This is a genomic window from Parashewanella spongiae (genome assembly GCF_004358345.1).
GTDB lineage: Bacteria > Pseudomonadota > Gammaproteobacteria > Enterobacterales > Shewanellaceae > Parashewanella > Parashewanella spongiae.
The window spans coordinates 3,277,016-3,293,429 of sequence record NZ_CP037952.1; the positions used below are offsets into that span (position 1 = coordinate 3,277,016).

The 16,414-nt window shown below is 36.9% G+C and carries 10 protein-coding genes, 1 tRNA gene and 2 pseudogenes; 1 reads left to right on the top strand and 12 read right to left on the bottom strand.

Features of this window, described 5'->3' with window-relative positions; translation table 11 throughout:
* The 9 genes and pseudogenes from E2I05_RS12870 to E2I05_RS22570 all read right to left on the bottom strand — a co-directional run.
* Positions 1-1,482, bottom strand: coding sequence for a right-handed parallel beta-helix repeat-containing protein (locus tag E2I05_RS12870; protein ID WP_121854207.1), 1,482 nt, complete (start codon positions 1,480-1,482; stop codon positions 1-3).
* A complete protein-coding gene (locus tag E2I05_RS12875; protein WP_121854208.1) occupies positions 1,482-2,846 on the bottom strand; it encodes an alginate export family protein in 1,365 nt (454 codons plus the stop codon). Before E2I05_RS12875 ends, E2I05_RS12870 begins: the two co-directional genes overlap by 1 nt.
* Positions 2,843-4,186, bottom strand: a complete 1,344-nt coding sequence (locus tag E2I05_RS12880; protein WP_121854209.1) for a tetratricopeptide repeat protein — start codon at positions 4,184-4,186, stop codon at positions 2,843-2,845. Before E2I05_RS12880 ends, E2I05_RS12875 begins: the two co-directional genes overlap by 4 nt.
* 22 nt (positions 4,187-4,208) lie before the next feature.
* Complete coding sequence (locus E2I05_RS12885) at positions 4,209-5,336, bottom strand: HlyD family secretion protein (protein ID WP_121854210.1); 1,128 nt, start codon at positions 5,334-5,336, stop codon at positions 4,209-4,211.
* A gap of 28 nt (positions 5,337-5,364) precedes the next feature.
* Positions 5,365-6,870, bottom strand: coding sequence for a glycosyltransferase family 2 protein (locus E2I05_RS12890; protein ID WP_280525301.1), 1,506 nt, complete (start codon positions 6,868-6,870; stop codon positions 5,365-5,367).
* Positions 6,861-8,171 (bottom strand): nucleotide sugar dehydrogenase, encoded by a 1,311-nt coding sequence (locus E2I05_RS12895; RefSeq protein WP_121854212.1) that lies wholly within the window; start codon positions 8,169-8,171, stop codon positions 6,861-6,863. The genes E2I05_RS12890 and E2I05_RS12895 overlap by 10 nt, the downstream gene beginning before the upstream one ends.
* A gap of 44 nt (positions 8,172-8,215) precedes the next feature.
* A complete protein-coding gene (locus E2I05_RS12900) occupies positions 8,216-9,592 on the bottom strand; it encodes a phosphohexomutase domain-containing protein (RefSeq protein WP_121854213.1) in 1,377 nt (458 codons plus the stop codon).
* A 1-nt stretch (position 9,593) separates the two neighbouring features.
* The gene (locus E2I05_RS12905; RefSeq protein WP_279387037.1) at positions 9,594-11,036 is read right to left on the bottom strand and encodes a mannose-1-phosphate guanylyltransferase/mannose-6-phosphate isomerase; all 1,443 of its coding nucleotides are present in this window, start codon (positions 11,034-11,036) and stop codon (positions 9,594-9,596) included.
* A 491-nt stretch (positions 11,037-11,527) separates the two neighbouring features.
* Positions 11,528-11,729 (bottom strand): annotated as a pseudogene (locus E2I05_RS22570) (transposase); the annotation flags it as partial.
* Positions 11,730-13,480: 1,751 nt separating this feature from the next.
* Here E2I05_RS22570 and E2I05_RS12920 point away from each other — a divergent pair.
* Positions 13,481-13,557 (top strand) — tRNA-Pro (locus E2I05_RS12920).
* A 994-nt stretch (positions 13,558-14,551) separates the two neighbouring features.
* Here E2I05_RS12920 and E2I05_RS22580 read toward each other — a convergent pair.
* The 3 genes and pseudogenes from E2I05_RS22580 to E2I05_RS12930 all read right to left on the bottom strand — a co-directional run.
* Complete coding sequence (locus E2I05_RS22580; RefSeq protein WP_280525326.1) at positions 14,552-15,088, bottom strand: transposase; 537 nt, start codon at positions 15,086-15,088, stop codon at positions 14,552-14,554.
* A complete protein-coding gene (locus E2I05_RS22585) occupies positions 15,089-16,024 on the bottom strand; it encodes a transposase (RefSeq protein WP_244935387.1) in 936 nt (311 codons plus the stop codon).
* Positions 16,025-16,164: 140 nt separating this feature from the next.
* Positions 16,165-16,291: pseudogene (locus E2I05_RS12930) on the bottom strand (IS200/IS605 family transposase); the annotation flags it as partial.
* Between the last annotated feature and the right edge of the window lie 123 nt (positions 16,292-16,414).

Consider the following 16,414-nt stretch of genomic DNA (forward strand, 5'->3'; position numbering starts at 1 on the left):
CTATTCTCCTTTTTTTACAAACGCGACGGCTTTATTATCTTTTTCTATGGCCTTTAATATCTTTTGGTTAAATGGAGCATAACCACCTGTAAACATTGCACCAGACTTATCACTTGACACTCTTAAAAACGCACCAGAAACCACCAAGGGATAGAGCTTATCTGAGCCTAATGCACCTGATTTATTGTGTATAAATTGGTCATGGATTGAAGCATAACTGGCTTTTTTTACATAAGGGTCTAAGACGAGACCCCTTTCTTTACCATTCGGGTCAGCCGTGTAAATGTATACCCCTAATTGACCGTTTCCTTTAATAATATTTTTTGCTGAAGTGACATGCTGACTGTTGCGTATTCTAATACCATGCTTGCCATTATTGTGAATTACGTTGCCGTATATCAATGCGTCTGGGCTTTCGAAAAGCGTAATTCCATCACCTTTGTTGTTGTATGAATGATTGTAAGCAATGACGTTATTTTTACTTTGCCTGTCTAACACAACCCCATTACCGTTGTTATCAAAAGATTTATTATTAAATATCCAGCTGTCTTCAACTCCCCGAGATACGATGATCCCATGAAGCTGCCTTGTTTTGTGGGTAGTGTTATTAGCAATCACTAAACGTTTTGAATAATCGTGGGGATCAATCCCATAAACGATATTATCAAAGTACGTGTTTCCCACTATGACGGTATCCTCTGCTTCATAAGAATAAAAACCATAATAAATATCTTCAAAAAAATTATCAATAAACCAACCGTTAGGGTTGTCATGAACTGCATCACTATGTTTTTTAGGTACACTGGTTAGCAATACTCCATAGGATTTAGACTGAAAATAACCTAAATGTTTAAATGTAGACGCTACTAAGTGTGTATTCGATAAACCTTGCCCTGTTATAAAGGGCCTAAAGGATTTCTTATGTTTAAAAAAAGCAGGGGCATTGCGATGCTCATCCCAGCCAATGATTTGTGTTTCGATAAAAAATACATTTCCAGCATTTAATATAAACGCACCTTTCGTTTGACTTAATAATAATTTGTCAGCATTGGTGTCTTTACTAATGATGAGTGTTGCTTTACTCGAAATAATAATAGGCAGTCGCGATATATAAACACCATCAGCAAGGCGTTGAAAATATTTTCCATCCACTTGTTTGACTAAATCGTCTAATGTAGCCACACCATATTTAATTACAATTGCTTGTGGGTAAGTTGTTTGCCTTTTTACCCACTCAATGGCTCTAATACCTTTAGAGAACTCTTGAAATGCATTAATATCATATATTTTTTCAAGCGCAATTGTGGGCGGACTATCCAATTTAGGGCGTTTATTCTTAACCCATTGTAAATTGTACATGGATATATCGGGTAATGACGGAGCCATAATCGACTGCGCTAATGGTTGCGGCGGCAGCATTTCAACTGTTTCCGCCCTAGATAACCCTGCTAGAACCGAAAGTATTAAAAGTAAATATTTCATTAGATGTTAACTCTCCAGTTCAACCATATTCGATGTTTTTTCCCGTCTTGCTGGCTGTAAGCGTCCCCTGGATAAAAGCTCGAAAGCCGTAATTGTACAATACTGGCTTTAAAGAAATCACCGTTAACCGCATTGTTGTAATTAACAACAACATCAGCACCAACGCCTAGATCTTTTTCACCAACAACTAATGGCGAATTAATCCCAGAATAACCAATATTTAGATCTGAATTGACCCTAGAGAATTTGTTTACCACAAGATTAAGGTTTATGGTCTCGCTGAATTTTATGCCTAAATAAGTACCTATTATGCTGATGTTTGATAGTTCAGGACGAAATGCGTCGTTATACCGTGTAATACTGGTTCCGTTGGCCGTTATACGAGAACGGTTGCTTTGAAGGCCAGTTTGAAAAAAACGGCCTTCGGTGTCGGAATCACTGTTATCTGAAGTCGTAACGTATTGAACACCTAAAACGGGTTGATATTTTGAATTAAATTCTAACTGAAGGTCGCTTTGAACTAACCAAGCATCGACGTCCTTTTCTTGAGCCGTCGAGACTTGTCGATTACCAGTTTCATATCTGGTAACTTGACCTTTTTGTATTATGTACTGTCCGTTATAGCTAAGAGAAAAATTATCATTTATTGGATACTGCCCATGAGGATGAATGCCAATCCAATGTGTTTTGGGATCAAGTAGATCAATTCCATTGTTTACTTCATCTAACCTAGTATTTTTAGCTCCGCTATGATCATTAATATAGCTATAGTTAACATCAAAATAATGGTGATATTTCCATTGCCATGATGTGCCGGCCATTATTCTAAATATATCAGTATCTTTATTTTGATAATCACTGCCATCAGTTCGAAAACTATTCACTTGCTCTGCTATTGCCACGAAACCGCTGAACAAACTACGATCATAATTGACGCTTGCCATGGTGATATTACGATCCCACCATAATCCTGAGTTTTCTTTAAGCCGTTTATGACCAATAGAAGCGCTTAGAGTTGGAGTTAATATGTTCTCCATCGTAAAATATAACTGCTGAAGCGCTAAATAACCGTCTGAAGACTGCCCACCTTCTTCGGGTTCTAAATTAATGCTATTCGTGGAGTAAAATCCTCTTGCTTTTGCCATAAACAATAGGTCAGGTGTTACTTGATAATCGGCTTGTCCCGTAAGTCGAACATATCCGTTACGGCTTGCTCCACCATCAGAGTGCCCTAAATCTCTATCACTTTCATCAACATAACCTAAGTCAACGTTTACTTTATGATTCCAAGATGGAGATGAAGCTAACGTACTTGTTGATAAGCATAACAACACTGAACAAAACAAAAATGGTCTGCACATCATAACTGGTTGTCCTTTTCAGTTCCCACTGCTACGGCCATACGCTGCAAGCGCTCAACTTGAGCAAGTGATTGTGCTTGAGACATAACTTTGTCGGAAATTCCAAATCGTTGTTGCCAATCAACAAGAGTTTGCTCATCTGCATTCGATAATATTTGATGTTTTATTGCTTTCTTAAAATCAAGTTTAAAACCAAAACCTTTACTGTATATTTTGGCTAATTCTTTATCTGCTCGCTTATAGCCACCTTTAGCCGATTGGTTTAAATAGGCTATGCCTTTGGGGTAATCCGGTTCGCCCATGAACCCTCTGCTATACAAGGTGCCTAGTAAAAAATCTACATAAGGAGATGGTTCAGAAATGTTAAGTAACAATTGCTCTGCATGCCATGGGTCTTGAATTGTCATTATTCCGAAGAGTGACATTTCAGCCTCAAGCCCATAGCATTCAATGCTTCCGGCTTGTTTTCCTTGTTGTAGTATGTGGGTTATTTCGTCGAGTGTTTTACCAATAGTAGGTTTCACTATATATAATTTAGCTAATTGATAGTAAGCACTGAGCTCAGATTGTGCGGCCCATAATAGTAATTGTTCTGAATGACCGTGATTCCAATGAATAAACTGACCGTTTGAGATATGGCGAGCAATTTTAATGGCCGCTTTAGTTGATTTCTCGTCACTATACTTTTTTAAACTTGTAAAAAATTGTTCAAAACTGCCTATTTCTGGGTAAGTGTTGTACAAAGTGGCGAGACTAAAAAAAGCGTTGGATTTTTCTTTTAAAGCACAATAGGCATAATTTTTTGCTTGCTGTTGATCAATTTCTGTATATTTATTTTTAATAAATAGTTCAGCCAACAACTCACAAGCAATGGCATTTCCTTGATCCGCTTTTAATTTAATTTCTTGTATGTACTGTTTGGGAACAGCAATATTATCTAGCCTCAAATATAATTTAATTAATTCGTTAGATGCAGGTTCATAATTTTGTTCTATAAGGTTTAAAATGATTGATGTAGCTTGATTAATATCCCTAATCGTCTCATTTTCACTATAAGCCAGCACTCTTGCTCTTTTTAATTGCGCAGATATGTCCCCAGACTTTGCAGATTTGGCCAGCCAAGCAAGTGCTTGAGGTTCATCGCCTTTTTCTAAGTATATTTTTGCCAGTTTATTCTGCACTTTTGGCAATCCAAACTCTGCGAGATAGCGATAATGCTTATAAGCAGCATCATGCTTTCCCTGAGCCAATAGGTTGTCAGCTGTCCTTTCATCGTGCTGTATTGTAGAGCACCCACTTATAAACACTATTAAGGTACAGGTTGATAACAGTTTAATTGTCATTTGTTTTCACCAATCTCAAAGATTATAGCCACGACTTCAAGTAATCACTTGAGAAGTCATTACTGATAATCACTCGAGCAGGTTTATTAACATCTTTAAAATCAATTGGCTTTTCTGTTGCTATAAGCCCAGTGACATCAATATCGCCATCGATAACCGACAATTGCTGTATTTTTCCTTTTATAACTGCTGAGTCGCCTAATATTTTAACGAGCACTGACTGACCATTTTGAATGGTATTCGCGTCTTCAAAACTAAATTTTGCCGTAATATAAGGAATTGCATTATTATTTACTAAGGTAAAGGTTTCATCACCTTTTTGAAGATATTGGCCATTGAGGTTTTTCACTTCTAATATCTTACAATCACATGGACTGCTTATATTTCCTTTAGCCTTCGCTACTTCAAAAGACTCCGTTAATATGCCCATTGTTTCAGGTGGTAATTGTGAAATATCCGCTTCTAAATCTGCACCAGTAAAACTTGCCAATAATTGCCCTTTGGATACTTGGGTCGCACCTGAAGGAATTAATGTCTCTAAATTACCAGCTTTTGGCATTGTTAATGTGTACGATTTAATATCCACGAAAGCTTTGGTTGAGGATTGAATAAAATAAATAGAAAATAATTTGAATCCCACAAACGCTATTGCTGACAAACCTATCGCTAAAAACACTAAACTGCCAAAAATTGATTTAGCACGCTCTTTGTTAGTGATTTTCTTCAGCTGTTTTTTAACTCTTGCTCCCGTATGATTTTCTCGGCTCAATGTATTGATTAAATCACCTGTTGAAAGCAATGAACCGTTTAAAAATGCGGTAATAATATAACGTAAAGCTGAGTTGAATTGTTTATCAGCTTTACTAAATGTACATCCAATATTATTATTCGACCATTGATTAAGTGAGTTAAATTCTATTTGGTATGAAAAATCAAAACCATCAATATTTATCGTCAATAGCCCCTGATACATTGTGTTTGCTGTAATTATCTTAGCCGTATTATTTATGCTAAATCCACCCACTGAAATATCGTGAACTTTATAATCCATCTCATTGATTTTTATTGTTGCCGGAATATGAATTCTTGCGAATTGACGCTGGACTTCTGATTCATGCACGACGTTAATATTTTCTGTTTTCTGATTCATTATTAATTCCCAATTTAGTTCCCAATTTTCACACTAATACAAAAATGACAGCTGCAAATATGCTGGCACAAGCAAAAGTAACAGTTCTAGAAGACCAAAGATTTAATACCTGCTGAAGTGCCTCAGCTTCAATTGACAACTTCGCTGGCTGCCTTGTCCAAGATTGCCTGTCAAGTCTAAAAAAGACATAGATTTTCATTACTGCACCCATTATTTGGTTGTAATACAACATAATGGGATATATGGGGCCGACCTTATGCCCTCCGGCTAATATCGTGAGTGTAATCATCGTTCTGGTGATCATTATCCAAAGTAAGTAGATCACACCGTACACAATTGAATATTTTAGGCTTGCAAGTAAAGCTACAGAAAGACCAAATAAGCTTGTCCACATTGAAATTTTTTGATCGTTAACTACGTAATAAGCAAACCAACCTAATTTTTTAGGACCAAGTTTTACTGCGCGATTATTTTGACGTAGGTTATTTCCGTACCATCGAAACATCAATTGACGTGAGGATTTTAAGAAACTTTTATGCGGTGGATGCTCAACGGTACTCACAATGGCGTCAGGTACGTAAAATGTATCTAAACCCATTTTCATGATGCTAAACCAGCTTGACTTATCATCACCAGTTAAGAATCTGAAACGACCAAGGCGCCAGTGCTCTAAATTATCTAGCTGTATATCATCAATAAAGTCTGGGTTTGTTACCACACTCGCTCTGAACATGGACATGCGACCTGTTAGGGTAAGCACCCGCTTAGATAAGGCCATTGAGCACATATTGATATGACGTTGACCAAAGCGAAGCTTATGCCATTCACTCATAATATATGAGCCTTTCACCTCGCAAATTTCATTGGTGGTTAAAGCGGCCAGATTAGGAAGAGCACTAAAAAAAGGTACAGCCTTTAGAACACAATTATGTCCTAGCATTGTGTCCCCATCAATCACGGCGACAACGGCGTTTTCCGCTGGTAAATCACGACTGATATATCTAAACCCTGAAGCTAAAGCATCTCGTTTACCTGTTCCTGGAATACGCACAAAAACCAGTGACACTGTTTCAAGCATTTCTTGTTGTTCGAATAAATTTCGGATCAAAAATTCATCGCTTACCTCAACAATAGAAGCAACTATTGTGGTTGATATCCCACACTTATTAGCTTCTTCGAAAACTGAATTATAAACTTTTGCCGTTGTGGTTGAGTCGATTCTAAAACTCGTCACCATCAAATAAACATGAGGAGGAAGTGCATCCTTTCCCATTTTATTAATTTTTTCTCGCAATTTTGGAAAAGTCCAACGCATAAACCACATACCACGCACAAAATGGATTATACCGATTGAATATCGCCATATGCCTATAAGACCAATAATAAAAATGAACTTTTCCGATTCAGTATTAAATATTTCACTCGGCACTATTGTGGCAAGCAAGCCTATGGTAGCTATAAAAATTAACCACCCAGAAAATGTCCGAATTGATTTATGAGTGAAAATATTGCTCTGCATAATATTTACCAACAAATCCCTTGCTTATTTTCGTCAGAGGCATGTGTCATGAAACCATGCAGATCAACGATTTTCTTTTCTTGCGATAAATTTTCAAGAACGCCTTTAAAAGATTTATCACCGTTAGCGATCACTATAATTTCACCATGATCTATCGCTGCTTGTAGATCGCTTACTAATAAACTTGATACATGAGGAATGTGACAATTAATGTATTCTTTATTTGCGCCATGAACTCGAGCGTAATCAATATATTTATCGTAGATTTTTAAATCAAAGCCTTTACCGATCAATTGCTCTGCCAATTCCACAAAAGGGCTTTCGCGTAAATCATCAGTTTCAGATTTAAAGCTCAGACCTAATAAAGTAATTTTTCGGTGTTTAAGGCTTTTTACTATATTAATCGCGTTTTGAATTTGGTTCTGATTACTCGCCATGAGTTGACTGAGCATTGGCGTTTTAATATCTAACGACAAGGCTTTAAAAGTTAACGCTTTGACATCTTTTGGTAAACATGAGCCACCATATGCAAAGCCGGGACGCATGTAATAATTTGAGATATTTAACTTTTTGTCTTTACAAACTACTTTCATCACATCGCGACCATCAATACCTAAGCCACGACTAATATTACCAATTTCGTTTGCAAACGTTATTTTTGCAGCATGCCATACATTGCAAGTATATTTAATCATTTCAGCAACTTCGATGGGCTGACAAATTATTTCAGCATCTAATTCCTGATATAACGTCGCTATTAACTGTCCTGTTTCATCATCCATTTGTCCTATAACTGTCATAGGTGGATTATAAAAATCAAAAATTGCGGTGCTCTCACGGAGAAATTCAGGATTTGTCGCAACAAAAAAATCTCTTCCAGCTACTCTACCTGAAGCTTTTTCTAATGCGGGTATAACAATATCTTTAACGGTCCCTGGTAACACGGTACTGCGGATCACAACATAATGAGGCTCATTTTTACCTTTTAACGCCAAACCAATATCGTGACAAACTGCTTTAATATAATTTAATTCTAAATTTCCGTTCGCCATTGAAGGCGTACCAACACAAACCATTGTTACACTTGTGTTTTCAACGGCCTTAATAGAATTTGTTGTTGCGCTTAAATTTCCATTTTTAATACCTTTAGAAATCATTTCTGCTAGACCAGGTTCAACAATAGGAGAAGCACCTGAGTTGATAAGATCAACTTTTTCTTGTGAGACATCAACACCAATGATGTTATGTCCATTATTCGATAGACAAGCAGAGCACACAGCACCTACATAGCCCATACCAAAAATACTAATATCCATATAAAGCTCCAAATCTGGACTCCGTCCATTTATTTTCAATACAACTATGAAAACCTATTTAATAGCTCCAATAATTCATGAGTTTTTTGCCTCATTAAAGGAACGTTCTGTCTGCTCTCAACATTAAGCCTCACCACTGGCTCAGTATTTGATGATCGGAGATTGAATCTCCATAGCTCGAATTCCATGCTAATACCGTCCGTTTTATCGATTATGTTCGCACTTTCTTTATAATGGTTTTCGATGCTATCTACTGCTTTCTTAGCATCTTTTATCGTTAAATTTATCTCCCCTGAAGCTGGGAATAACTCGATACGATGATTAATGAGTTGAGAAAGAGATTTTTTGGTCGCCGACATAAGGGAAGCAACTAGAAGCCATGGGATCATGCCACTATCACAGTAAGAAAAATCTCTAAAGTAGTGATGTGCACTCATTTCTCCGCCGTAGATTGCATCTTCTTTCCGCATACGTTCTTTAATAAATGCATGACCAGTTTTTGACTGAATTGTTATCCCACCAGATGCTTGAACTAAGTCTTTTGTATTCCAAGTCAAACGCGGATCATGAATAATCTTTGAACCTGGATTATTGGCTAAAGATGCTTGAGCTAATAAGCCAACAATGTAATACCCTTCAATGAAACAGCCTTTTTCATCAAACAGAAAACAGCGGTCAAAATCACCATCCCAAGCAATACCTAAATCGGCTTGATGTTCAATGACTGCATTTGTTGTGATAGCTCGATTGTCAACTAATAATGGGTTTGGAATACCATTTGGGAAATTACCATCTGCTTCATGGCATATTTTAGTAAAACGAATCGGAATATTACTTTGAATAAAACTTTCTTCTAATGCATCAATCACATGTCCTGCTGCACCATTTCCAGCATTTACCACTAAATGCAAAGGTGTCACAGCTTCTTCTTGGTGCTTTAGGTAACTTAATAGATGCTTTACATAAGGCTTTAGAATACTTTTTTTGGTCAATGAACCTTTGTTTTTTACATCACCAAAATTGTTTGTTTCGGCCAAGGCTTTAATATCATTTAAACCAGTATCACCACTTATTGGAACAGCACCTCGTTTGACTAATTTCATGCCGTTATAATCTATAGGATTGTGACTTGCTGTGACTTCTATTGCACCATCAATATCCAGATATTGAGCGGCAAAGTATACTTCCTCAGTGCCTGTCATCCCAAGGTCAATCACATTTACACCTTCATCCATTAAACCTTGCGCTAAAGCATTTTTTAATGATTCACTACTGAGTCTTATATCTGCACCAAGAGCTACTACTGAAGGCTTTAAATACTGAGCGAATGCCCGACCTATTCTATAAGCTATTGTTATATTGAGTTCGTCACCTAATTGACCACGAATATCATAGGCTTTAAAACATGTTAAATTTGTCATATTAACCTTCTTCAGGTTCAAGTACTTTAGAAGGGGAAACGTTTGGTTCGCTTCGACCGTACATATCTTCAAAACGTACGATATCGTCTTCGCCTAAGTAACTTCCTGACTGAACTTCAATCAGCTCTAAATTAATTTTTCCAGGATTTTCGAGTGAATGAATATCTCCTATCGGAATATATGTTGACTCATTTTCTGATAGCAACTGCGTGCTATTGCCACAAAGCACTTTTGCAGTACCTTTGACAACAATCCAATGCTCAGCTCGATGATGATGCATTTGAACTGAAAGCTTTGCTCCTGGTTTTACAACAATACGTTTTACTTGGAAACGTGCTCCACTATCAATTGAGTCATAATATCCCCAAGGACGGAAAACCTGACGATGATCCTGTATTTCACATCGTTGCTTTTCATTTAAAGTTGAAACAATCTTTTTAATATTTTGTACTTTGCTTTTATCTGCGACTAAAATTGCATCATCTGTTTCTATAACAACTAAATTATCAATGCCTAACGTAGCGACAAGTTTTTTATTTGCTCTAATATATGAATTAGTACTGTTCACAGCTAAAATATCACCAAGACAAACATTATTGTCTTGATCTTTTTTGCTGATTTCCCAGAGTGAATTCCAACAACCAACATCACTCCAACCTGCATCTAGAGGTACTATTCTGACTAGATTTGATTTTTCCATGATTGCGTAATCAATGGATATTGAAGGTGATGATTCAAAAGAGCTTGGGTGCAAGCGAATAAAGTCTAAATCAACAGTTGAATGTAAAAGCGCATTTTCACAAGATTTTAATAAAGAAGGCTGGTAAAGCTTTAACTGATTAACCATGGTATTTGTTTTAAACATGAACATACCGCTGTTCCAGTGATAATCACCGGAGTCAAGATACTTCTGAGCCGTTAATGAATCTGGCTTTTCTACAAACTTCTCGACTTTATATGTCTTAGTATTACTTTCTTGTTGTAATTTGATATAACCATAACCAGTATGAGCACTTGTCGGTACTATACCGAAGGTTAAAATATTACCATCAACAACAGATTTTTTAGCATCCATAACTGCTTGATTGAATTTGTTTTCATCAAGGATTTCATGATCGGCAGCCAATAATAAAAGTATTGAGTCTTTTTGAGCATATAATGAAGCAATTGCAACTGCTGGAGCAGTATCTCTAGCTGCTGGTTCTAAAATTATCTGGCAATTTGCCATATTCATTTCATCAAGCTGATCAGCCACAGTAAAACGATGTTCTTCATTACAAATAATGATTGGGGCACTAACGTCACTCAAGCTTTTAACACGTAACAGTGTGTTTTGCAGCATGCTTCGCTGGTTCGTTAATTTTAGAAACTGTTTTGGGCGAAGTTTACGAGACAATGGCCACAATCTAGAGCCACTTCCTCCAGCCAAAATAACTGGAACAATATTCATTATCAATATCCTTATAAATAACAAATCACTTAATAAAATACATCTCACCTCAGTGCATAAACAGTTATGCAACCATGGCAACTAGAGTTTAAACAAAAACCTTATTAACCTATACAAACAAATAGTTAAGCGTTAAGTGCCGATCATCCTTAACTGGCCAAAACGCGATCTCAGAACTAATAAAGCCCAATATTCAAATAATTCAAAAGTGGGTACTGTACAATAAGCGCACAATTTAACTTGATCAGCTATATATCGTCAACAAGAACATACTTTATATTTTATAAAATATATTACTTTTATCTTGCGACCCAATAATTCCTTTTCACTAATAAAAAATATCTGTACGAAATCAAGTTTAAATTGTAAATAATCCACCTTCTAGATAAGGTGGGTTTGTAGCTAAAATAAAGCCCTGCCCAATGTTAATTTAATGTTATTATGCATTTTTCCTATTTTATTTCAAGATCTTGCATATCTATTCAATTAATTCCTTTTAAGTCAGAGAAATATTCTCTCTGACAGACATGATTTCTCCATAGATTATTCTTCCTCCAATATGGGAATTTTCTGAACAATTTTATAGCTGTTTTCCCTTTTATAGCCCATCAATTTTGAAATTTACATTTTCGGTGGAACTTGTACTACTGGGTGAACATGAGCTACTTGAGCACTAAGCTCGATTAGTTCACTAGGGCAATCGCACGAATCAGTGATATATACAACTCCATGTAGTAATTACGTCATTCCCACGAAAGTTGGAATTTAGCGCCTTATATTTGAGTACCCAAAGTCACTGAATTCCCGTTTTCACTGGAATGACGAGCTATAACTTCTACAGTTTTTGCTCGATAAACATTTATGCGTTTACCCTGCTTACTTCACAACCTTGCTGTATACATTAAACATGTACATAGCTGTCGGCCTCTTTACCCACAATATTTGTCAAAATCATAAACCTATATTTGGTGTCCATACTTTATAATATTGACAGCGCCAAAACACATGTGATTCTTGTTTATACATACTCATGTTTAATCTCTTTATGACTTCGTTAAAAATCAAAGAAGGCTTTAACATTAGGTGCATTTAAGGCAAAACCCTTAGGGTGATTAGCACCTGCTGAAATATGTATTTTAGGGCGCTGAAAATTTAAATCTAACTACAACAGATGAACATGAACTTTTAATTACTATTTTACTGTTTACGACAAAAATATTCGTTATGTACATAGATGAACACAGCAAATTTACTACTGAAAACATGCTGAGGTGCATTTGATCCGAAGGGTCGGATAAGCGACACCTGTTGCCAAGTGCCGCTCTCCTCAGAACCCACGTGCAACTTTCACTGCACTGGGCTCAAGCCTCCACTAAGGCATACTATGTAACCCGGTAACTACAAATAGTTACCTTTGCAATACACACTTGAAGCTTTAATATCTGCAACATTATGGATTCCATATTATTACAGTAAGGAGAGGCACTAACCTCATATGAAGTCATCATTTGCGTTTCTCCATTAACAAAGTTCTTCAAATTTTCTTGCAACGGGAGACCAGCTGGAAGTGGGCTCACTTTCGCGACCAGATATAAATCTGTATCTGCATCATTACAACGCAGCATTTGCTTTCTCCAGCCTCCTTTACCTGCATAACTATCGGCCACCCTCACAGATGGCTTTCCCAGAAGGAACTATACAGGCTTACCGTGTTCCGTATGTTGTGCAATATCAGGGTAGATGCCAACTCTAGTGCGGAGAGCTCTGTTGATCACGAAAGAGTACTGCCCAACCTCTTTCCAACTCTCGTTGCCTTTTGGCCACAGCGTAACAACCACTTCCGCTGCTTCACGTATAACGCACCTTTCATGGGTTCACATATGTTCATCATACTGATTCCCTAGCGCTTATCCGACTTGTGGTTATCAGGAGGAACGTCCTCTCACGATTCGTTTCCCGTCTAATAAATAGACTTTGCTACATTGTCAGGCTCGCTACTTTATTCAGAGCCTTAGGGTCATCTGGTGATACAGACGGTTCACGCTATAGTGGTGAACAGCACTTCATACGACTTCACGTCGCACGAGCATCAAGTATTAAGTTAATTCAGATGCTAAAAATCAAGCAAATGAATGAAATATAATTGTGAATATTAGAATTTCTTATAATAAAGGCTGTAAAATAAGCAAGTTGTTTTTGGCCTTGCCATTTGCTTTTTGAAGAATTGGCACCAGTGTGTGGCAAGCATTAAGATTGATTGCTTTTTATTTAATCTGCTTTACTAAAATGAACAACACAATACTTTAATATAAAAGTTTGTGGATAAAAACCAAGCAACTGTTCTTGTTTGAACTAGATTTTCTTGCACAAATTAATAACTGTTGTTAAAGTCCAACCCAGTTGATTTTCAAATAAATTAACGCGCTAATTTCGAATTTCGGTATGTAGCGCAGCCCGGTAGCGCACTGTCATGGGGTGTCAGGGGTCGGAGGTTCGAATCCTCTCATACCGACCAATTATCTAGTTGAAATGCAAAATGAAATTGCTTTTTACCGTACAGGTTAAAAATCTCACTCGCAAAACTCCCGCTAAATACTCGCAAAACCCACCTCTAAAATGAGTGTAAAATATTGAGCTAAGTGTTTTTGAACTTGGTGCATTTTACCTTGTAGTTTCAGTACCAAACACAGGTTATCAAGTTGTTGCAGTACCAAGGTTTAGCTTAAAAACCACGATAGCGCTCTAAATTCCTGTAATACACTTCAAAACCAGTAACTATAGTAACCGAGAAAAGTACAAGCTTTATTTAACTGATTTATAAAGGTTTTATTGTATATCAAAAAGTAACCGTTTTAGTAACCACTAAGTGACCGAGTTACACATAAAGTAGTTAATTTTAAAAATATATAATTGTTTATAAATCAATGAGGTCACATATTGGCTCACACAGGGTTACTAAAACATGTAACCGATAAATCTATTATAAATCAGATAATTAGTGTTCTATTTTGATGCTGGTTACTAAAGTTACTGGATATTTTACTGCGTAATTGTTTCGGGAATAGGTGAGGTGAACTACAGTGTGATTTTTTTCTTGCTGTTTAAGTTCTTAATGCCCGTGAAAATTAGTGACTATGATAGAGCGTTAGTCCATTTCTGGTTTAATCCTAAAATCATCAGTTGAACGCTAAGTATATGAGTAACTGCTTGAGCAATATGATGATTTTATCATCATAGCTTTCACCCAATGAGTGAAGTGCTCTACGCTCACAAGCTTGCTAAAATGACTGCTATCTGCGTTGTAACTTTTGCAAGTAGAATAACTATTTGCTGCAAGCTACGCCTTACTATCAGCCTATCAGCCTATCAGCCATTTTTTCTACGCTTGAGAACACAGTCAACTGATGTTTTTAGGTTAATTGGAGTAGCACATATGTGTTTTTGCACAAAGAGAATGGTCAAGGTACTATCTTACTGACTCAAGTTTCGGAGTTCATTTTTAGCTAAAATCATGGGTACTTTCCAGTAGAAATAGCCTCTTGGCGTAATGTAAAAGTATCCATTTGCATGACTTGATTAAAAAACGAGGTCACTTCTTCGTTGATTTTATTCAGTATGATTTCGCTTTCTGTTGTTGATAACGAAGAAATACTAGAAACTGCATCGCTGATCAAAGCCTTAAATAAGCCCCATAATTTACAAGCAAAATCTAAATTTTGTAGACTGTCGCAAAGTAGGTTCCTTGAGTCACAGACTTTGCTGTTTTCATCATTTTGCTTCGCATGCAGAAGCAAGCAAAATCTCAACCCTGTTAGATGAATTGAAGCAATATAAGCACTGTAATGACGACTTTGCTCACTCAAAAAGCCAAGATGTTGTTTGGCTTCCTTGAAGTACACTTCAATTCCCCAACGCAAAGCGTAAATTTCAAGAATTTTTTCATCGCTTAGCGAAGCGTCCGTACTTAAAAATAATGCCCAATCGTGTTTACCTGCTTTTTTCTTATCAGGATTAACACCTCGACAAAAGACGAGTTTAACCTTAATTCAATTCGGCTCAAGCTTTGCCGTTTCTGCTAGATTCAACTCAACGACAATGGACTTTGTTTGATAAGGCAACCCTGCTAGTTTTTGCCATCGGCCTTTTACTTGGGTTTTGAATAGTTCGGCGGCACTGCACTCTGATTTATCCGCTAAGCGGTACTTCATTTTGTTTTTTTTCATTCGGAGAATAGCCGTCAAATCATGCTCAAGCGTCATGCTGATAATAGGCTTGGTGGCAAACCAAGAGTCTGCAAGAAAATAATCAGTTTCAATACCTACTCCCAGCGCACATTTAACCATACCTGCAACCATAGCAGGCTTAGTTTGAGCCACAGATTGCTTGTAACGTTTAGCGACTATTGAGCGCTCATCTTTAAATTTACGGGTTAGAGGTTGTGCTTTGGTTTGACTGATGAAGAGTTCATTATCCAGTGGGACAAATTGACTATCAGAAGCGTAGCCAAAACTCAGTACTTGCTGTCCCATAACACAACGCCCTGTCAAATGGTCGAAGTGACTGGATACGCCGGGCATTTTCTTACCACGACGTTGCTTTACTGAATCATCGACAACAAAAGCTCTGACTTTACTCTTGCCTTCCTGTTTTATGAGTTTTTTAGCGGTGTAAAGTTGCAGTTTTCTCCAATTCAAGTCTTCTCGGTTGAGTAAATCATAAAGCACATCTTTCTTAGCAGAAGAAAAGCTGAGTAGTGACTCTTTAGCAAACATAGATATGGTATCAACCTTCAACCAAACCCAAAGCATTAGTAAGTAAACGACTTCGGTTGCTTCAATACCCGAACGTTTACTGAAGCCACAAGATGTCAACATTGAAACAAAACCAAGCTGTTTCCATGATGTGCTGAACGAATTATCAATTTGAATGCCTGAACGCTGTAAAAAATTAGAAGTAAGTGATGGTAGAGAAAGTGATTTCATGTCAATATTTGTCTGAGAGTTGGTGTGTTTTAGTTTTTGTCTAAGCAACAAGATTATAACACATCAACTCTCATCTTTTCTTTATATATCAGTAAAATACGCTCACTTCATTATTGAATTTGAACTCCGAAACTTGAGTTATGAAATACATCTCCGAGATGATTTCTGATTGCACCAAAAAATCAGTTTTTGTTTTCTTTTTGGAATAAAAACGACATGGTATTTACAATCCCATCTAGTATGAGACAAACTCTTATAATCTCGCATAGGTACAACCTTCTAGCTTTTGGTCGAGCTAAAAAATATCTATACCGTCGTAAAGGTGGAACCTATGCGAGTCTCTCCAGCAGAGCTGGGGGTTTACCTCAGATTAATTATTTCGAAACCGTC